General features: G+C 67.6%; 20 protein-coding genes. 4 read left to right on the forward strand and 16 right to left on the reverse strand.

Going from position 1 to position 19,662, the window contains the following annotated elements; genetic code table 11:
- Positions 1–130: 130 nt before the first annotated feature.
- From IT306_23685 to IT306_23695, 3 genes are all read right to left on the reverse strand, one after another.
- Complete coding sequence (locus tag IT306_23685) at positions 131–1,381, reverse strand: glycosyltransferase family 2 protein (protein MCC7371441.1); 1,251 nt, start codon at positions 1,379–1,381, stop codon at positions 131–133.
- A gap of 177 nt (positions 1,382–1,558) precedes the next feature.
- Entirely contained in the window at positions 1,559–2,221 is a 663-nt protein-coding gene (locus IT306_23690; protein ID MCC7371442.1) for a mechanosensitive ion channel, read from the reverse strand.
- A gap of 102 nt (positions 2,222–2,323) precedes the next feature.
- Positions 2,324–2,605, reverse strand: coding sequence for a hypothetical protein (locus IT306_23695; protein ID MCC7371443.1), 282 nt, complete (start codon positions 2,603–2,605; stop codon positions 2,324–2,326).
- Between the two features lie 182 nt (positions 2,606–2,787).
- Between IT306_23695 and IT306_23700 the strand changes: the two genes are divergently transcribed.
- From IT306_23700 to IT306_23710, 3 genes are all read left to right on the forward strand, one after another.
- Positions 2,788–3,162: a hypothetical protein gene (locus IT306_23700; protein ID MCC7371444.1), complete on the forward strand. Its 375-nt coding sequence runs from the start codon at positions 2,788–2,790 to the stop codon at positions 3,160–3,162.
- A 48-nt stretch (positions 3,163–3,210) separates the two neighbouring features.
- Positions 3,211–3,951 (forward strand): peptidylprolyl isomerase, encoded by a 741-nt coding sequence (locus tag IT306_23705; GenBank protein MCC7371445.1) that lies wholly within the window; start codon positions 3,211–3,213, stop codon positions 3,949–3,951.
- Between the two features lie 137 nt (positions 3,952–4,088).
- Positions 4,089–4,625, forward strand: a complete 537-nt coding sequence (locus IT306_23710; protein MCC7371446.1) for a peptidylprolyl isomerase — start codon at positions 4,089–4,091, stop codon at positions 4,623–4,625.
- A 131-nt stretch (positions 4,626–4,756) separates the two neighbouring features.
- Here the strand turns inward: IT306_23710 and IT306_23715 are convergent, their stop codons facing one another.
- Positions 4,757–6,073 carry a hypothetical protein gene (locus IT306_23715; GenBank protein ID MCC7371447.1) on the reverse strand — a complete coding sequence of 439 codons (1,317 nt, stop codon included), beginning with the start codon at positions 6,071–6,073 and terminating at the stop codon, positions 4,757–4,759.
- Between the two features lie 406 nt (positions 6,074–6,479).
- On the opposite strand from IT306_23715, the gene IT306_23720 reads away from it, so the two are divergent.
- Positions 6,480–6,698 (forward strand): hypothetical protein, encoded by a 219-nt coding sequence (locus tag IT306_23720; protein MCC7371448.1) that lies wholly within the window; start codon positions 6,480–6,482, stop codon positions 6,696–6,698.
- A 116-nt stretch (positions 6,699–6,814) separates the two neighbouring features.
- On the opposite strand, the gene IT306_23725 is transcribed toward IT306_23720, so the two are convergent.
- From IT306_23725 to IT306_23780, 12 genes are all read right to left on the reverse strand, one after another.
- Positions 6,815–7,840: a sulfite oxidase gene (locus IT306_23725; GenBank protein ID MCC7371449.1), complete on the reverse strand. Its 1,026-nt coding sequence runs from the start codon at positions 7,838–7,840 to the stop codon at positions 6,815–6,817.
- A gap of 99 nt (positions 7,841–7,939) precedes the next feature.
- A complete protein-coding gene (locus IT306_23730) occupies positions 7,940–9,001 on the reverse strand; it encodes an N-acetyl-gamma-glutamyl-phosphate reductase (GenBank protein MCC7371450.1) in 1,062 nt (353 codons plus the stop codon).
- 692 nt (positions 9,002–9,693) lie between these two features.
- On the reverse strand, positions 9,694–10,875 hold the full coding sequence (locus tag IT306_23735; GenBank protein ID MCC7371451.1) for an FAD-binding oxidoreductase: 1,182 nt from the start codon (positions 10,873–10,875) through the stop codon (positions 9,694–9,696).
- A 158-nt stretch (positions 10,876–11,033) separates the two neighbouring features.
- On the reverse strand, positions 11,034–11,390 hold the full coding sequence (locus IT306_23740; GenBank protein MCC7371452.1) for a hypothetical protein: 357 nt from the start codon (positions 11,388–11,390) through the stop codon (positions 11,034–11,036).
- A 42-nt stretch (positions 11,391–11,432) separates the two neighbouring features.
- Entirely contained in the window at positions 11,433–11,801 is a 369-nt protein-coding gene (locus IT306_23745; protein MCC7371453.1) for a response regulator, read from the reverse strand.
- On the reverse strand, positions 11,773–12,927 hold the full coding sequence (locus IT306_23750) for a sensor domain-containing diguanylate cyclase (GenBank protein MCC7371454.1): 1,155 nt from the start codon (positions 12,925–12,927) through the stop codon (positions 11,773–11,775). Before IT306_23750 ends, IT306_23745 begins: the two co-directional genes overlap by 29 nt.
- A 159-nt stretch (positions 12,928–13,086) precedes the next feature.
- Positions 13,087–14,793, reverse strand: a complete 1,707-nt coding sequence (locus IT306_23755) for a hypothetical protein (protein MCC7371455.1) — start codon at positions 14,791–14,793, stop codon at positions 13,087–13,089.
- 33 nt (positions 14,794–14,826) lie between these two features.
- Positions 14,827–15,762 carry a methyltransferase domain-containing protein gene (locus IT306_23760; protein MCC7371456.1) on the reverse strand — a complete coding sequence of 312 codons (936 nt, stop codon included), beginning with the start codon at positions 15,760–15,762 and terminating at the stop codon, positions 14,827–14,829.
- Positions 15,763–16,199: 437 nt separating this feature from the next.
- On the reverse strand, positions 16,200–16,841 hold the full coding sequence (locus tag IT306_23765; protein MCC7371457.1) for a class I SAM-dependent methyltransferase: 642 nt from the start codon (positions 16,839–16,841) through the stop codon (positions 16,200–16,202).
- Positions 16,842–17,052: 211 nt separating this feature from the next.
- Positions 17,053–18,267 carry an MFS transporter gene (locus tag IT306_23770; protein MCC7371458.1) on the reverse strand — a complete coding sequence of 405 codons (1,215 nt, stop codon included), beginning with the start codon at positions 18,265–18,267 and terminating at the stop codon, positions 17,053–17,055.
- Between the two features lie 157 nt (positions 18,268–18,424).
- Positions 18,425–18,775, reverse strand: coding sequence for an FmdB family transcriptional regulator (locus tag IT306_23775; GenBank protein MCC7371459.1), 351 nt, complete (start codon positions 18,773–18,775; stop codon positions 18,425–18,427).
- 145 nt (positions 18,776–18,920) lie between these two features.
- Complete coding sequence (locus IT306_23780) at positions 18,921–19,571, reverse strand: hypothetical protein (protein ID MCC7371460.1); 651 nt, start codon at positions 19,569–19,571, stop codon at positions 18,921–18,923.
- Between the last annotated feature and the right edge of the window lie 91 nt (positions 19,572–19,662).

Raw genomic sequence — 19,662 nt, forward strand, 5'->3', positions numbered from 1 at the left:
GCGGGCGAGGGGGAGCAACGACAGTCTCGTGTGTCTCCCCCTCGCCCGCGCACAGGGCGAGGGGGTTGGGGGGTGAGGGCCTTCCCCTGTCCTGGGGGTCACGGCCCTTCAGGACGCCTCGAACGCGTCGTCAGGCGCTCAGGTCGCGGCGCGCGCGGGCGTCACGCGTGGTCAGCTCTTGCAGGATCAGCAGCAGGATGAACCACGTTGCCAGCCCGAGCCCCGTCAGCACGAGCGTCCCGCCAGCCGCAAAGTACGACCAGTGCGCCGTGATCTGCCGGGTGGCAAGCCACTGGAGCGCAGCCGGCGTCATCAGCCCCATCCCGAGGATGACCATGATCACGCCGATGCCGGCGAGGCGGCCACGCCAGGGGCGCGGCACCGCTGGCGGCGGCCGGCGGCGGGCCGGCAGCAACCCGAGGATCGCCTGACAGGTCACCCCGAAGGCGAGCAGGTTGACACCCGCCACGCTCAGGATCAGCACCGCGAACAGGCGGTAGATCATGTCTTCTTGCAGGTGCCGGTTCTGCGCGTAGTAGATGGTCGGTCCAAGCCCGAGCAAGAATGCCACGATCAACAGCCCCAGCCCGAACGTGCTGAAGAAGCGCTGCGGATCGTAGAGCAGGGCCGTCCAGAGAATCGAGCGCAGGAAGCGGATACCGTCCTTGAGCGGGTTCAGCTTCGAGCGGCCGACGCGCTCCTTGTAGGGGATCGGCACCTCGACCATCTTGAGCCCCTCGTAGACGGCGCGGGTGCTCATGGCCGGGGTGAAGTCGAGGCCGTCCGGCAGCGGGTACAGGATCGGGAGCATGTCGCGGTGGAAGACCCGCATGCCGCTGGCGCTGTCCGAGATCCGCCGCGAGCCGACGATGCTCAGCAGCGCGGCGAAGATCGTGTTGCCAACCCGCCGCACCAGCGGCATCTCGCTTTCGCCGCTCAACATGCGCGAGCCGATGATCAGGTCGGCCCCGTGCTCCTCGACCGCCTGGCAGAGCGCCGGGAACGACTCGGGCGGGTAGGTGCCGTCAGCATCGAGGAAGGCCAGCAGGTCGCCCGTCGCGGCATTGAAGCCCGTCTTGAGCGCCGCGCCGTACCCCTTGTTGACCTCGTGCTGAATCAGGCGAACATCGCTGTAGGTGCGGATGCGGTCCGCCGTCTTGTCCTTCGAGCCATCGTCCACGACGATGACTTCCAGCTCCCGGATGCCCACCTGGGCCAGCCCCTCGCGCTGCGCCAGCACCCGCTGGAGGATGGCGTCGATGCCATTCTCCTCGTTGAGGGCCGGGATCACCACCGAGAGTGAGGCCGGGCGGCCCCGCGCCGTCCCATCCAGGGCGCTCTCGGGTTCGGCCAGCAGAAGATCGCGAGTACGGTTCACCATTGGCAAGCTCGACAAGACCGAGTCATCCAGACCATCCGCAGGGCCAGTGTGCCCGCGCATGGATGCGCCGCGCGGTACCCGGCGAGCACGGACTATACCCGATCCCGCTGGCCCTGTCCGACCCTCATCCAGGCCAATTGTTGAGAACGGGTTCCCGGACGGGCGCGAGACCGCCCGTCAGGCGCGCGAAGTCGGCGTTTCGGACGGGGCGGGCGGAGCGGACGCCGGGGCCGCCGGGGCCGGGGTCTGGACCTCCGGAGATGACGCCGGGGCCGCTGGAATCGAAGCCGCGCCGGCTGGCGCTGCCGTCGCGGCGGCCTCGGCGGGCCGGTCGGCCGGCTCGGGCTTCCGCTCGTTGGTCCGGTTCGCCACCATCTCGGCGAACATCACCGAGTTCGGGATGATGATCTGGACGTTGTCGGCGTTCCGCAACTGCGTGGTCCGGATGCCGATGTGCTCGACGATGCCCCGCTGATCCTTCACCGAGATCTCGTCGCCGATGCGGAACGGCCGCTCGAACAGCAGGTACGTCCCCGCCACAAAGCTCTTGAGGATGTCCTGCATCGCCAGCGAGATGCCGAGTCCGGCGACGCCCAGCACCGTGACGAAGGTGGTCAGCGGCACGCCGATGGTGTCGAGAATCGTGGCGACGCCGATGCCCACGATGACCGTCGTGATGATCCGCCCGATCAACAGGCGAGCCGTCACGTCCGCACGACGGGCCGTGTAGTTGAACGACGAGCGCGCCACGCGAACGGCGATGTACGTCGCAACGGCGACGAAGAGCGCACGCAAGGCCGGCGGACCGAACTCGTACGCGGCGAGGAGCCATCCGTCCATCGTCAACAGCCGCGCAAAGCTTCCAGGTTCAGGCACGAGAGGAATGGCGCCCCAGGGGTCAGACGCGCGGGTGGCGACGCTGCCACCCCGACTGACGCGGGATTAGTTGGCCGGCGCCTGCTGGCCGAGCAGGAGCTTTGCCTCGCCGGACACGCCCGCCGTGAGGCAATCCTGGTACGTGGAATAGAGCGCTTTGTTCAGGAGACGCATTCGCCAATCCCCATTGTCGAGCACGTTCACGCACTCGCGGCGCTGCCGCTGGAGATACGATAGCCGCATCAGGAAGAACAGTTGCGTCGGCGAATACGACTTCAGACTGTTCCCACTCATGCCGCCCTGGGCCAGGCCCAGCAGGGACTCTTTATTCTGGTCACTCGGAGGCATTGCACCACCCTCGGTTCCGGATTACGTCCCCCGACGGGAGCCGAACCTGTGCTCCAGCGGTACTCTTAGTGTACCAGGGGCTCAAAGCCGGGTGCTAAGATCATCAACGATTCAACGATGCGGATAGTTCCACCCGTACACGGTCGGCTGGCAGGAAGCGTGTGTGCTGCGAGGCCACGCGCGTGACGGTCATCGCCCAGAAAGCGCTGGCGACGGTCCGCGGTGCGCTGGACCGAACCATGCGCGACGATGTCGAGCTGGCGCTGTTCACCTGCACGCGTGGACGGACCGCGCACGGCCAGCCGGCTGGCCCGACCTGCGCCAGAACACGCGAGCTGATGCAACACCTCGTCAGTCTCTCCGATCGCCTGCAGCCGACGATGCACGCTGTGGGTGACGATCCTGCCATGGCTACAGGATACAACGTTCGTGCGGTTCCGACGGTGATTATTCGCAAGCGCGCACCAGAATACCCACCCTCCAGGAGGGCGACGACGTGCGATCTCTGCACCGGCCGGGCGACGACGCGCGCTGCACGCTGCGTATGCCACCCTTGAGCCACTCTTGAGCCACTGATGCACCATCCATGGAAGGAGTCTCTGTCGATGTCTGTGCGCCTCCGCCGGCGCCGCCTGCTGGCGCTGCTCCCGGCGTCCGTCGCCGCTCTCGGACTCTCGGCGGCCTGCAGCCAGGCCGGCAGCTCGCCGTCCGCCCCGCGGACGGCCAACGAGCAGCAAACCGGAGCCAAGCCGTCGGAGGCGAAGCCAGCCGACGCCAAGCCCACCGCCGCGGCGGCTGCCGCCTCGCCAAAGCTGGCCCAGAAGCCGCTGGCCGGCCCGCCGGCGATGTCCATCGACCAGAACAAGCAGTACACCGCCCTCATCAAGACCAGCATGGGCGATATGACGGCGGAGCTGTACGCGAAAGACGCCCCGAACACCGTCAACAACTTCGTCTTCCTCTCGCGCGAGGGGTTCTACAACGGGGTGATCTTTCACCGGATCATCAAAGAGTTCATGGTTCAGACCGGCGACCCCCAGGGCACCGGTATGGGCGGCCCCGGCTACAAGTTCAACGACGAGCTGACCGGGCCCCAGACCTATGTCAAGGGCACGCTGGCGATGGCGAACGCCGGCCCGAATACGCAGGGCAGCCAGTTCTTCATCTGCCACGGCTCGCGCGCCGAGACCCTCCCCAAGCGCTACTCGATCTTTGGGAAGGTCACCACCGGGTTGGATGTGCTCGACAAGATCGCGGGCGTCCAGGTGCGCCCCGGACCGAGCGGCGAGCCGTCCCAGCCGGTCGACCCGCCGAAGATCGACACCGTCCAGATCGCCGAGGCCTGAGCGCGCAGTCTCCGGGCGGGGCGTCGATCTTGCGAGTGCCCCGGTCAGGACGACGCGCACCCATCGACGGCGCATCGCGCCAGCATCGGCAGCCGTGCGCGCAGGGCGTCGCTGCCACGGAGAAAGGAAGCATCCAGATGGCAGAGCAGAAGCAGTGGTCATCCCCTCCCGCCTTCGCGCTCGACGGGGGCAAGAAGTACACCGCTACCATCAAGACCAGCCTCGGCGACATGACGGCTGACCTGTTCGTGGGCGACGCGCCGCAGACGGCCAACAACTTCGTGTTCCTGGCCCGTGAGGGCTTCTACGACGGCGTCATCTTCCACCGCATCATCCGCGACTTCATGGTTCAGACCGGCGATCCGACGGGCACCGGCATGGGCGGCCCCGGCTACCGCTTCAAGGACGAGCTGTCTGGCCCGCAGGGCTACACCAAGGGCACGCTGGCGATGGCGAACGCCGGCCCGAACACCCAGGGCAGCCAGTTCTTCATCTGCCACGGCCGGAACGCCGAGGGCCTGCCGAAGAACTACACCATTTTCGGGCGGGTGACGTCCGGCCTGGACGTGCTGGACAAGATCGCGACGGTCCCGGTCCAGGTCGGACGGTCAGGCGAGCCGTCCTCGCCGGTCGAGCCGCCGGTGATCGAGGCAGTCGAGATCGCCGAGGCGTAGGCGCCCCGCAGCCCCAGAGCGATTGCACGATGGGCACGTCCCGCAGCTTCGTCGTGTCTGGGCACGCGCGAGCGATCGTGCAATTGCCCTGCCCGCGTCCCTTCACCAGGAGCGTGGGGACAAGCCCCGCGCTACTGGAGCCGGGGTCGGCCGCCGCTGCCGCCTGAGCCGCCACCACCGCCGCCACTCGATCCGCCGCCGCTGCTGCCACCGCCCGGCGCTGGGGTCGGGTTCGCCGAGGGCGGCGGGCTGGTGCTCGGCGGGGTCACGGGCGCACCGGCCGGTGGCGGCGTTGTGCCCACGGAGGCTGATGCCGTCGCGCCGGCCACCAGCGGGACGACCAGCGTCTGATCGTTGCCAGTCGCCGTGGGCTGCGCGATGCGGAGCCGCCAGTTCAGTTGGAGGGCCGGCTGCTCACGCGGGACCATGAACGAGAGCCAGCCTCGGGCCGGCGACGCCATCGAGACCATTCCCGTCCGCAGGCCCGGCGAGCGCCCTGAGACCGCCGTCCAGAAGCGGCCATCGTAGGTGTTGACCGAAAAGTCGGTCAGGGCGGTGGTCACGTCCGTCGCCCCTGCGACCTCGATCTGGACCTCGACGGTGAGGTACTCCATACCGGAGGGCGGCGTCGGGACGCTGCCGCCGGAGTTCCACGGTCGGTCGATGGCCGTCACGGTCAGCAGCACCACCGTGTCGCCGTTGACCGGCGAGCCGCTGGAGCTGCCAGTCACCTCGGCGCCTGGCGCGCCCGGCATCGTCTCGCCAGCGATGGCGATCGGCACCTCGGGATCTTTGCCCGGCACCACGACCGGCGCTGTCGGCCAGCCGGCCTGCGCCGTGACGAGGTCCGCATCGTCCTTGATCCGCTTGAGCATGAGGCTCGCAGCGTTGTCCAGCAGGCCCGGATCGTTGACGCCGCTCTGGGTGAAGACGGCAACTTCAGCGGTGATGGCGTTGACGCGGTACAGCGCGAGCGTGCCGTTGCCACCATCCGCGTTGACGCGCGTACCACGGAAGCCACTCTCGCCGTAGGCCGAGCTGGGGGTGAAACGCCAGCCCTGGAAGCGGGTCAGGTTGTTGACCTGGGTGTCCATCGCGGTCTGGGCAGTCGCCGTGGACGGGTGGATGGTGGCCCCCACCACCAGACGTCGGCTCTCGTCCAGGGCCACGTACGCCCGACGGATCGCCTGGGTCGGTTGCACGTCACCGCCCACGACATCTGACCAGTCCTCGCGGAAGCCCGCTGGCAGATTCGCGAGCGACGGCACGAAGTCGGCGGCATCCGTCAACAACGGCGCGGCCTGGGGGGCGTGCGCCGGGCTGGCCTGGGCCGGGCTGGCGGCCGACGGCAGCGTCAGGCCAAGCACGAGCAGCACGGCCACAAGCATCCGCGGCCAGCCGGCTCGCGGCGATGGCCGCCGTGTGGCCATGTTCGTCGTTCGCGTCATCAGACATCCCCCCCGGTTGCCGGTCCGCGCAAGATGCCGGCAGCCAGCAGCAATGGACACAGGTCGTACGCCTGTACGGGCGTACACCAGTAGGAACGAGTGTCGGCCAGCGGCGTGCCACCCCAGATGGGCCGTCTTTGCCCTACCCAGAGGGATGATGCACAGCCGTAACGCGGGGAGCCGCGACGCAGGGAGTGCGCCCGCACGCGTTGGGCATCGCCAGGCGCGCTGCTCCACCGGTCGCCACGGCTCGCTCAGCGGATCATCTGAATTCTCTCACACAGAACTAACGCGGGAAGCCGAAAAGTTAACGCGCTGCTGATGCACGCCGTGCGAGGATTGATGTTGTACAGAGAGATGCAAATCATCTCGATTGGGACACTCGCAACAGGACAGGGACGTGCAGATGATCGCCCAGACACCGGCCCCCCAGCAGTATCGAGAGATCCCGAACTTCCCCGACGAGCTTGAGGTCATCATCGCCAACATCGAGTGCCGCCTGCTGGAGTCGCTGACGCCCCAGCAGTTCACGATGGTGCAGCACCTGATGGAGGCCACGCGACTGCTCACCGAGGCTGAGCTGACGCTGAACAAGATCCCGGCGGCGGAGCGGCTGAGCGCCTGAGCGCCCGCGCTCCCCGTCCCCATCGTTCTGGCTGCGCAGCTGCGCGCGTCGAGCACCTGTCCCCCGTGCTCCGCCCGCAGCTTCGTCAGTTAATGGGCCTGCCGCCAGCGGCAGTCCTACCCTGAGACGGTCACCGGGTGCGCGACGCAGGCGCTGTACAGGTAGCCGAGCGAGTTCCACTGCACCGAGTCCGGCTGCGTGTTGCCCTGCTCGTCGGTGGCGCGCGTCGTGATCTCGTAGCTGCCGGGCGCGGCCTTCCAGTTGAACTCCCAACGCACCCAGGCCAGCGGCTCGTTCGGCGCCAGCAGGTTGGCCTGCTCCCAGTGTGCGCCGCCGTCGAAGCTGTACTCAACCCTTGCGACCCGGCCATACGGCGACCACGCGAAGCCACGCACCGTCTGCGGGCCAGCGCTGAGATCGGCCTCCCACGGCAGCGACAAGACGCTCTTGACCGGCTGAAACGTCAGCGCCGGATCGTCAGGGTAGTCCGGGCCATGCATCGCGTAGCTGGTCGTGTTCCACTTCACCTTGATCGGCTCGCTCGACACGACGACCCGCCCGACCCACTTGATGCTGTTGGTGCCGATCCAGCCCGGCACCACCATCCGCACGGGAAATCCGTTGTCCGGCGGCAGCGGATCGCCGTTCATAGCGTAGGCCAGGATCGTCTCGGGGCGCCGCGCGATGTCGATGGGCATCGGACGGGCGATCTTGCCGTCGTCCAGCCCCTCGGGCATCACATCCACGGCGCTCGGCTTGATGTCCGCCAGGTCGAGCACCGTCGAGAGCGAGACGCCGGTCCACTCAGAATTGCTGACGGCGCCCTGCCCCCAGGGGAGCTGGGCCGGATCGACAGCCTTCCCGAGCACCCGCTCATACTGGACGCGGGAGTTCCCAGCACATTCGAGCCAGTTAACCTGTGACCTGGACGGCAACGCCTTCAGATCCGCCAGCGAGAGCTGAATCGGGTTGCCAACCGCGTCGCCCTCGATGCTCAGACGATAGGTCCGCGGATCGATGTTCGGGGCAACGTGCTGGCTGCGAACAAAGTGCAGATCGCGTGGGGTGATCCACCCGGCCACCAGATCGAGGCGGCTCTCGTAGTTCGGTGGATCGGCCGAGACGACACGACGACGTTCCATGCGGACATCCCCTCCACTCACGCAAATGACTCGCCGAAACAGAATCGGGCCGGACTCGTGTGGGGCGAGGTCCGGCCCGATGTGCTCGCTGTGCTGGCTCTACGGGTAGATCGGCGACCGGTCGAGCGCGGTCTTCTCTGGGAACCCGAACATGATGTTGATGTTCTGGAGGGCCACGCCAGCCTGACCCTTCATCAGGTTGTCGATGGAGCCGACCATCACCAGCCGCCCATTCTCCTCGTCCAGCACGACGCTGACGTCGCAGAGGTTGGAGCCGGAGACGGCCTTCGGACCGGGGGTCAGGCCCGGCGGCAACACCCGCACGAACGGCTCGTCCTTGAACGTCTCCTCGTAGACCGCCTGGATCTCCTTCGCGGAGACATCCTTCCGAAGCTGCGCGTACGACGTGGTGATGATCCCCCGCGTCAGCGGCACGAGGTGCGGCACGAAGGTGATGCCGACCTTCTCACCAGCGACAGCTTCCAGCGACGCGACCGTCTCGTAAACATGCTGATGCGACGCCACCCGGTACGGGGTGACGCTCTCATTGCGTTCCGGGAAGTGGTTCGTCGCCGAGGGCTTCTTCCCCGCCCCCGAGATCCCAGTCTTTCCGTCGGCGATGATCGACTTCGGATCGATCAGCCCGGCCTTGATGGCCGGCAGCAGCGAGAGGATCATCGCGATGGCGAAGCAGCCGGGGTTCCCGACGACGCTGGCCTCGCGGATCCGCGCGCGGTTCAGCTCCGGCACGCCGTACACCGCCCGCTCGAACAGGTTCGGGGTCAGGTGCGGCTTGCCGGCCACGCTCGGATGGGCCTTCGCGTACCACTCGTACAGCGGCAGCGTCGCAAAGCGAAAGTCGCCGCTGTAGTCGAGGATGCGGATGCCGGCGTCCACCAGTTGCTGGGCATACCCCATGCCGACCCGATCCGGCGTCGAGAAGATCACCAGCTCGGCGTCCTGGCCGACCCGCTCCGGCTTCGCCTCCTCGACGACGGTGTCGCAGAAGCCGCGCAAATGCGGATAGAAGGCGCTCAGCGGCTTCCCGACATCGGAGACTGCCAGCAGCGAGGTCACCCTGATCTCGGGATGCCTGAGCAACAGCTCCACCATCCCGACACCGCCGTACCCCGTCGCTCCGACAATCTGCGCTCGGACCACGTTACACCTCCCGAGTCTGCGGGAAGTGTACCGGAATCGCCGGGGGCCTCGGAGTCACGTGGTGAGCGGCCCGGGGATCGCTCACCGCCACCAACGGGCCGCCCAGGCCGTCAGCCGTCACGCTCCAATTGCCGGCAAGCGCCGTTGTCACCGCGACGGGCAGAGCTGGCCGCACAAGCGGTCAGCGACCATGCTCCAATTGTCATCCTGAATGGAGCGAGCTTGCGAGTGGCTCTCGGCCTGGTCTGCAGCGATGGCGACCTCGGGCTCCAATTATCATCCTGAATGGAGCGAGCTTGCGAGCGGTTCTCGGCCTGGTCTGCAGCGATGGCGACCTCGGGCTCCAATTGTCATCCTGAATGGAGCGAGCTTGCGAGCGGCTCTCGGCCTGGTCTGCAGCGATGGCGACCTCGGGCTCCAATTGTCATCCTGAATGGAGCGAGCTTGCGAGTGGTTCTCGGCCTGGTCTGCAGCGATGGCGACCTCGGGCTCCAATTGTCATCCTGAATGGAGCGAGCTTGCGAGCGCAATGAAGGATCTCACCCGCTGACCGTCGAGCATCCGAAGCCTCGCGCGCCTGCGGGTGAGGTCCTTCGCAAGCTCAGGACGACATTTGCATCATGTCGGTGCACCGATTGCGCGTGGTGTCGTGCCAGAGGGACGGTGAGGCCGTTTTCCTGTACCCAGGGTCCTCACCCGACGCCCAGGCCAGCAATGGAGGTGTCGTCGAGGAACGCCTGCAGCGCGGCGGGGTCGAAGGAGGCCGCGCGGCCGGGGTCCAGGCCCGCCAGCTCGGGCGTCGGACGGCCGGCCAGTTGATCGGCCACGCATCGCCCGACCGCCGGCGCGATGGCGAACCCGTGCCCCGAGAAGCCGACCGCCAGCGTCAGACCAGGGAGCCCCGAGACCGGCCCGATCAGCGGGATGTGGTCGAACGTCTCCGCTTCCAGCCCGCACCACTTCCGCACGATGCGCTGCTCGTCCACGGCCGGCACGATGCCGACGCCGGCCGCCCAGCCGCCGCTGATGCTCTCCTCGACCATCGTGAATGAGCGCCGATCTTCGGCGGCGATGCCCGGCCAGCCGCCGCCCAGCATGAACTCGCCGGTCGGCAGCTGCTTGAGTGACAGCCGTCGCCCCGCCGAGCCGAGCACCTGCCGGAGCGTCCCCGGCGCGGCGGGACTCGAAATCAGGATCTGCGGCACGCGCGTCCGGATCGGCAGGCGCAGGCCGGCCGTCGCGGCGATCTCGTCGGTCCAGACGCCGGCCGCCAGCACGACGGCGTCGGCATGGACGTCCTCGCGGCGCGTGCGGACGCCCGTGACCCGATCGCCCGCCAGCAACAGGCCCGTGGTCGCCGTCTCGTGCCAGGACAGCGCGCCGTGGCGCTCGGCCGCCGCCGCGAAGGCGCGCGTCGTCAGGACCGGATCGGCCTGCCCGTCCTGTGGGCTGTAGCTGGCAGCCGTGACCGTCTCGCTGAGGGCCGGCGCCAGCTCGTGCACCTCGCGGGCGTCGAGCAGGCGCACGTCCGAGAAGCCGTTCGCCACCTGCCGCGCCGCGAACTGGGCAACGATCTCGGCCTCGGCGTCGCCCTCGCCAACGTAGAGGTTGCCGCCCTGCTGGTAGCCCAGGTCCGCGCCAAGCTCGTCCGGCAGCGAGGGCCAGCGGCCAATCGACTCGCTCGCCAGCCGGGCCTCGGCCGGATCTCGGCCCTGCCGCCGCACGCCACCGGCGCTGGCCCAGGACGCGGCCGGCTCGACGGCCGGGCGGCTCCGGTCGACGACCAGCACGCGCCGGCCCTGGCGCGCCAGGTGGTAGGCAATCGAGCTTCCGATGACGCCGCTGCCGACCACAACCACCTCAACCTGTGCCATGCGACGGTTCTCCCTCGGCTGCCAGTCCAGCCGCGATGCATCCATGTTCGTGAGATGGTAGCGCGGCTGCACTTCCCGAGTGCCGCACCAGGCAACGTGTCTCGGAACGCCCCCTGAGAGCGCGGCACCGGATCATCCTGGTGCTGCTCCAGGTCGGCTCAGCCGCCGGGCCGCACCAGGAACACGCCCCACGGCGCTGCCAGCAGCCCGATGCCGATGGCCGCCACGATCGCGCTGCGCCGCCGCCGGAACCCCAGCAGCCGGTTGGCGATCACCCAGCCGGCAGCGCCCATCAGCAGCATCGCCAGCGGCAGCGGCGTGAGCGACTGGCCGAACAGCCAGAGGTACCCGACGCTGACCGGCACCGACACGGCGGTCAGCACCAGCGACGCGAGCGCCGTGCGCCGCACCGAGAACGCCATGATCAGGCGGACCGTCAGTTGGACGCTCGCCAGCACGGCGAAGCTCCAGACCAGGGCGAGCAGCAGGCCGGTCGGCGAGAGGAGGGCGCTCATGGGGACCGTTCGCAGGTCGGAGATCGGAGCAGCACGACCGATTCAGCCAAGCAGCGCGTACACCTTGTCGAGCAGGGCGATGGGGCTGAACGGCTTGACGAAGTAGTCGTCGGCCGAGGCCTCGAAGGCGCGCGTCCGGTGGACCTCGCTGCCGCTCGCCGTCAGCATCACGATCTTGATGTGCGCGGTGCGCTGGTCAGCCTTGAGCAGCCGGCAGACCTCGAGTCCGCTGCGCCTGGGCATCTCGATATCAAGCAGGATCAGGGCCGGCAGATGCTCCCGGGCCATCACGAGCGTCTCATCGCCATCGGCGGCGGAGAGCAGGTTGAAGTGCTCGGACCCGAGCGTCGCCCCGACGAGCCGGCGCAAGCCGGGGTCGTCGTCAGCGAGCAGGACTGTGCGCTTGTTCATGACGATGCATCTCCGGCGGGGGCTGGTCGTCTGCCAGATCGTCTGGGTACAGGCAGACCGTGTTGCGTCCTCGATGCTTCGCCGCATAGAGGGCAAGGTCCGCTGTCCGAATCATTTCGGCCCCGTCCAGATCGGGCTGAGACGCCGAGACGCCACCGATACTGATCGAGAGGTACATAGGCGGAGCGCCGTGGATAGTCAGAGGATGGAGGCTCCGCACGGCGCGCCGCAGCTTCTCGCCCACCGCGCGGACACCACGCAGGCCCAGGCCAGGCAGGATGATGGCAAACTCTTCGCCGCCGTAGCGCGAGGCCAGGTCCGTCTGGCGGAGGTTGGTTCGCAGCGCTCCGGCGATGCTCTTCAGCACCTCATCCCCTACCGGGTGCCCGAATGTATCGTTGACGCGCTTGAAGTTGTCAACATCCACCATCAGCAGCCCAACGGCGTATCCCAGCCGGCTCGCACGAGCGACTTCCAGCCCCAGCGCCTCCCGGAAATTCCGGTGGTTTGAGAGGCCGGTCAGCGGATCGGTGATAGCCAGCCGCTGCGTCTGCTCGTAAAGGCGAGCATTGTAAATGGCGGCTGCCGCCTCCGTCGCCACCATCTCGGCCAGCTTCCGGTCGTCCTCGACCAGCGGTGCGCCGAACGCACGCACGATGTACAGAACGCCGATGATCTTGCCACTGGCCCGCATGACCACCATCAACGAGCGGGCATCGGCAGGGATCGCCGCGGCGTCGGCGCCGCTCAGCAATGACCCGAACGGCGACACCTGCACCGTCAGGCGCTCGGGCGGCAGCAGCGCCAGATCGCCGACCGTCGCAGCCCGCACCATCTCCTCGCCTTCCACGAGGTAGATGCAGGCGGCCTGATTCTCGACGAGCCGTCCGACCCCCTCAAGCGTCCGGGCCATTACCTCGGCGGGCTCCAGTACCTCGCCAATGGAGGTACTGATGCGGTGGAGGTCGCTCATGTGCGTCAACTGTCGCCGCAGCTCGCCAAACGTCCGCCGAAGATCCTCGGCATAGATCTCCAGCTGCCGCTGGGACGTTTCCAGCTCACGGACCCGCTCACGCAGACGCAGCAGTTCCTGCTGCTCGCCGGTCAACCCGTCGTCAGCGGGCATCAGCGCTCACCTGCCGGGCCGTCCGGCGCGCGCCCACGCCTGGTGACGGGCAAGGACACAGGCCTGCCGCCGGCCAGCGGCAGGCCTGTGTATCCCAGCCACCTCGGGCGCATCTGCTACCTCGCGTCACCTGACCGTCTGACCGACACCGAGCGAATGTTACCGGCGAACGTCTGCCGTGACGAGCGAATCGGGATGCTTCGGCGTCGCCGGCACTGGAGGTCGCCGCCAGGCCCGCAGCCGCCCACCGACAAACGATCCGATCCATGCCGCCGGCGCCAGCGCCAGCGGCAGCAGGTACAGAATGTACGTAGCGTCCTTCATATAGGGATGCCAGAAGTGATGATAGTACATCACGGTCGGCGCGGAGAGGCTGAAGCCGATCAGCACTTTGGCCGTCGTGGACTGCCACCCGAGCAGGATCGCCAGCGCCAGCGGCCAGCTGAAGTACCACGGCAAGACCCAGGTGTTGACGGCCAGCAAGAAGACCATCATCACCCGCGCGCCGGCGCCGGCGATCCCGAGGCCGCCGCGCACGCGCCACAGCTCGACGGCGCACCAGAGGACGAACACGACCCGCGCGACAGACTTGATCTGGTCGCGGCTCTGCTCCACGGCGATCTGTGGGTCGAGCGCGCCGCCCGCCTCCAGAATGCGCCGCCCCGCCAGGTGGAACGCGAGGATGTCCGGCACGTAGTTGTTGAACATCGGCCCCTGCGACCAGAGCAGGATCGGGCCGATGGTGGCGGGGCCGTCCCACCAGGGCAGGTAGAACGCGACGACGACGACCGGAATGGTGAGCGTCGCCAGGATACCCACGGCGAAGAAGCGGACCCAGGTGGCCTGCTCCCTGGCCCAGGCCATCGCGTAGTACGGCAGCAGGAACAGCGCCGTCATCTTCAGCAGCACGGCCACCACGGCGGTCACCATGCCGACCCACCGTGCAGACGAGGTGTACAGCGCCAGGGCCAGCAGCATCGCGCTGACCATCATCGCGTCGTTGTGGCCGTTGCCGCCGAACTCGAAGACCAGCAACGGGTTCCAGGCGTACATCGTGACCGCTTCGAGCGCGCTGCCCGGCCGCAGCCGATGCGAGACGTACCCGATCAGCCCGATGGCCACCAGATGCCCGAGGTTGACCAGGGCCTTGTAGGCCATCACCTTGTCAACCTCGGAGGCGTTCGCGACGCTCCGTGCGAGTGGCAGCGTCATGTCGATCCAGGCCGGGCCGTAGATCGAGGGCGCGTTCTGCCAGATCGGGTGGATCCAGTGGAAGATCCGCACGTCGGGGAACCAGGACGGCTGGCTGGTGTACGGGTTCACCTGGAGCACGCCAGCGATGTGGCTGTACATCACGTAGGAGAACATGTCCGTGGTGTACAGCCCGGGCATCAGGAACAGCGTCAACTGGAACGCCAGCGCCGACCCAACGACGACGGCCGGCCCGACGACTTTCGGGATGCCGCCGCGCACCAGCCCGATGGCCACCAGATACAGGATGAACGTCCCGATGAACACCTGCATCAGGGCGTCCACCAGGAAGTCGATCGAGCGCGATCCGCCCGGCCACTGGGTCTCGAAGTGGGCGAGCAACGACTGGAGCCGCTCCCAGACCCACGGATACTGCACCAGATACTCGTAGGTGAAGTCCGGGGCCTGCGTCATGAAGTACGACAGCGGCCACACAAACACGTAGATGATCTGGCTGAGGACGGCCACGACGGCAAGCGCCGCGAGGCGCACCCAGGGGAGGGCGGCCTGCATCAGCGAGCGACCGCGCGGCGCCGGCGGAGGCGCCGTGCCGCGCGGGGCATCGTCGATTGCGATGGCAGTCGGGCTGGCGATGCGCTCAGAAACGACCGTCATGCACCTGGAAAGACGCGTTCGCCTGCGATTGGGTCAGACCTTGCGGGCGAACGTCATGAAGATGTCACCAAGGTCAACCGCCACGAGACGGTCGCCCTGACCCGACTTACGAACCAGAAAGTCCAGCACCTGATACAACGGCCGGCAGTACGGCTCGATGCGAGAGATCAGGTACGAAAGCCTCACAACCCGCCGGTGGGTGGACATCTCGACCACCTGATACCCGGCCTTGGTCAGCATGTTGTGCAGGGTCCGCTTGGAGAAGTAGACCAGGTGCATCTGCATGTACCATGGCCAGCGCCGGCCGGCGAGGCGCGGGAACAGCGCATCGACGTTCATCGTCGAGACGGCCAGCAGCCCGCCCGGCTTCAGGATGCGGTGCATTCGCTTCAGCTCGGCCAGCGGGTCCGTCAGGTGCTCGATGACGTCCCACATCGTGACCGTGTCAAACGACTCGTCGTCGAAGTAGACGCTCTCAAGCGTGCCATGCCGCACGTCCAGGCCGCGCGCCCGCGCCTGCTCCACCGACCACCGCGACGGCTCGACGCCGTGCACGTCCCAGCCACGCTCCTTCGCCACGTCCAGAAACAGCCCCAGATGGCAGCCCACGTCCAGGATCTTGCCGCCGCGCTCGTGGCGCTCCACGGCGTCCAGGTCGTGCGCGAACGTCTCCATTCGGCCGCTGGACTCTTCGACGTACCGCGTGTCCACCACGCCATCGTAGGCGTCCAGGATCTCCTCGGAGGAGGGCACCGGACTCTGGTAGACCAGGCCGCAGCGCTTGCACTTCACAATCGGCCCGCACATGCCGTAGGCCGTATTGGTGCAGGCGTACGCCTCGCTGGCCGACCCGTGACCGTTCCGACGCTCGGCGGCGGGATAGAGCTCCTGCGCATCCCAGCTGGCACACAGGCCGCAGGGAACACTTTCGAGCGTCTCAGGAAGAAGGATCTCTAGCTCTGCCGACATCGCACCTTCAGCGGCCGCGGCCCGGTATTCTCGACGCATGGGCCGTCGGTCCAGGGGTGAGACCCGCGATCACCACGCCCGGAAGCTCGCTCGCAAGAACTGTACCCCCGAGATGATGACCATCCTGGTATGTGACCTGCACGGCGTCGACGGGCAGACCACGGGACGCGTACCGGCGGCACGGTGCCGTGCCACACCGGACGGACCGTCGGGAGAGAGGGACGCATCGCCGCGTACAAGGGTACGGACTTTTGGCGCGCGCGTCAACACGCTGGCGCCCGTTTTCACGGTCTCGGGAACACCCGAACTCACACGAAACCGCGGGTCATGAAATGTCTGACCGTACCCTGGATCTCTGCACGTCCGGCACGCGGAAGCGGAGCGTGGCTCAGGAGTCGGGGGCTCCCTGAGGAGCACCCCAGGACTCCTGACGTCGCTCAGCTGCTCACACCGCTCGGGGGCTTTCGGGCAACCACCCACAGGAACGTCACCGGCTGACCGTCCTCATCAGCCGTCACATCCTGCGCCTCCACGATCTCCAGTCCAGCCGCCCGGATCAGGGCCAGGCTCACGGCGCTGGCGAAGAAGCTCCAGTACATCGGGGCACCTAGCCAGTCCTGCTCGACCGTCCCCGGGTCCGAGTACGACCCCGTGGACGCGACCAGCAGCCCGCCCGGCCGCAGCCAGGTCGCGATGCTGGCGAACATCGCCGCGTGCTCGTCTCGCGGGAGATGGATGAGCGAGAAGAACGCCACGACGGCATCAAAGCTCGCAGCCGGGAATGTCAGCGCGGTCATGTCGCCATGGCTGAACGTCGCATTGGGCACGCTGGCACGCGCAAGCTCGATCTGACGACGGGAGATATCGACGCCCGTCACGTCGAACCGCTCGGCGAGACGGCGTGCGACGGGCACTCCGGCGCCACAGCCGAGATCGAGCACGCGAGCACCCACGGGTAGCTCGGCTTCGAGAACGGCAAGATGACGGAAGCGATGCTCGTTGACACCACCCGCAACCCGGGCGGCGTACGTCTCAGCAATCCTGTCGTAGCCATCGGCCACGAGCTGCTTCGGATTCATACCCGAACCTTTTTCTGTCCCGCTGGGACCACTAAGCGTCGTCACGGGCAGCCGGTGACATCCTGAATCTGCAGTTGCCATCGGTGCCATAGGTGAACAGTGCTTAGTCGGGCCAGGACAGATCGGCCGGGCACCTCCTGGGGTACGCGACTGCTGGAAAAGCTTCCACAGCTACTATCGCTGGTGGCGCCCAGGCTGTCAACTGCGTCTTTCACGCGTCGAACCGCTCGACACGCCGCAAGTCCGGGAACAGCCGCATCCAGGTCAACGCCACCAGCACCGTGCCGATCCCGCCGATCAGCACGGCCGGCACCACGCCGAACCAGGCCGCCGTCAGCCCCGATTCGAAGTCCCCGAGCTGGTTCGACGTGCCGGTGAACAGCGAGTTGACGGCGCTGACCCGCCCGCGCATCTCGTTGGGCGTGCGTAGCTGCACCACAGAGATGCGGATCACCACGCTGACCATGTTGGCCGCTCCCAGCACGGCCAGGGCCACCAGTGAGAGCGGCAGGCTGGTCGAGACGCCGAAGATGACCGTCGCCAGCCCGAAAACGATCACGGCGGCGAACAGCAGCGTCCCGACGTTCCGCCCGATCGGGTACTTTGCCAGCACGGCAGACATCGCGATGGCCCCGACGGCCGGCGCAGACCGCAGCAGCCCCAGCCCGACCGGCCCGGTCTCCAGAATGTCGCGCGCGTAGATCGGCAGCAGGGCTGTCGCGCCGCCGAGCAGCACCACGAACAGGTCGAGCGAGATCGAGCCGAGGATGATCGGGGTGCGCCAGGTGAAGACCAGCCCGGCAAAGACCGACTCCAGCGAGACGGGGGCGCTGGCCCGCGTGCTGGCGTCCCGGGGGATCAACAGCGTCAGGATGGCGGCGACGGCGAACACGGCGGCGGCCACGCTGAAGGCCGCCGTCGGCCCGAGCAGGTAGAGAAAGCCGCCGAAGGCCGGCCCGGTGATCCGGGCAAGCTGGCTGGACATCGTGTACCAGACCGTGGCCCGAGCGAAGATCTCACGCGGGACCAGCCCGGTCATCAGCGCGACGACGGTCGGGTCTTCAAACGCCCGTGCCGCCCCGATCAGCGCGACGAGCGCGAAGATCGACGTGGTGTCCAGCCAGCCGGCCGCGCTCCCAAGCGCCAGCAGCCCGCCGGCCACGCCCTGCGTGGCCCGGCAAACGGCGACGATCAGGCGGCGGTCGTAGCGGTCCGCCACCTGCCCGACGGCCAGCGTCAGCAGCAGGATCGGCAGGAACTGCACCAGGCCGACGAGGCCAAGGTCGAGCGGGTCGTTCGTCAGGTCGTAGACGGCCCAGCCAACCGCCACCACCAGCATGTTGAAGGCGATGACCGAGCTGAACCGCCCGAGCCAGAGCAGCACGAACCCCGGATACCGCCCAACGGTCAGCGTCACCTCACGCACGCGCGTTGAACATCACCCCCTCTTCTGTCACCCTGGGATCGCTACCCCGGTCTGCCGGCGCACATCGTAGCGCGGCACGGCCACCGCCCACGAACGAAGCGGAGGAGTCCACCACGTGGACTCCTCCGCTGATTCCCATGTGGGCGCGCGATGTGCGTCAGGGCGTGCTGGGAGCTGCTGCCGCTGCCGGCGCGCTGCTCGGCGTGGAGGCGGCGGCGCTCGACGAGGAGTCGCCGCTGCTGCTGGCTGCCGGCGCGCTGCTGGACGCGTCCGAGGACGTGCTCTCGGTCTTGGTCGCCGCCGCGTCGCTGCTGCCATTTGAGCCGGTGCTGCTCTTGTAGTCAGTGTTGTAGAAGCCGCTGCCCTTGAAGACGATGCCGGCCGGGTGAATCACCCGCCGCAGGCTGCCACCGCAGCTCTCGTGAACCGTCAAAGGGTCATCGCTGAAACTCTGGCGCTTCTCCAGCGTCGAGTCGCAGGACTGGCATTCGTAGGTGTAGATCGGCAAGGGTTCGCTCCCTCCTTTCCAACTGGTTCGCCCTGAATCCGTGTCACAGAAAGGCGACCAGCCACGGGGCTGATCGCCAGAAGGCGCCTGCCGAAGTATAAGCATCGCGCTCGAAGCAGGCCAGCGAACGAACGAGACCCGCCCGTCAGTCCGGCAGGCGGGTCAGCGTGAAGACCTCCCGCGACATCGCATCGGCGAACCAGAACACGCCGTTGTGGATGGTGAAGCCGTGCGGCTCCGGCCCGTCGATGCCGATGGCGTCGAGGATGCGGCCATCCTTTGAGTCAAGCTGGAACAGCACCTGGCGGTTGGTGTCGGCCATCCAGATCGTCTCGCCCTCGAACGCGAGGCCGTGGGCGCGGTCGCCGGGAATCGGGATCTCCCCGACGATCTTACCGGTGGTCGGGTTCATCCGGAAGATGCGGCGGGTGATCGGCACGTTGAACCAGAGCTCGTCGTTGTGCCACTCGATGCCGTGAGCGCCGCCGGACTTGTCGCCGGGCGGGGTCGGGTAGGCCGCGACTTCCTTGCCGGTCTCGACGTCGTAGGCGACCAGCTCGTAGCCGAACGTCGAGGAGACCCAGATGCGCCCGTGCGGGTCGCGGGTGATGCCGCTGCCGTGCTTGCAGCGGGTCGGGATCTCCTTCAGGATCTCCCCCTTCTCGGGGTCCATCAGGTACATGAGGTTCGGGTCGATCTGGTCGCAGACCCAGATCCCCTCTGGCGTGGACTGCAATCCGTTGGGCATCCCGCTGGGCGCCTTGTAGAGGACCGTGGTGACGTAGCGCTTGGGCATGTGATCTCCCTCCTCGTCGAGTGACTGCCGAGTCTGGAAAGCCCTCAACCCCGTACGAGCCCCTCACCCCCCGTGAGAGCCCCTCACGGGC

It is taken from the genome of Chloroflexota bacterium, assembly GCA_020850535.1.
GTDB lineage: Bacteria > Chloroflexota > UBA6077 > UBA6077 > JACCZL01 > JADZEM01.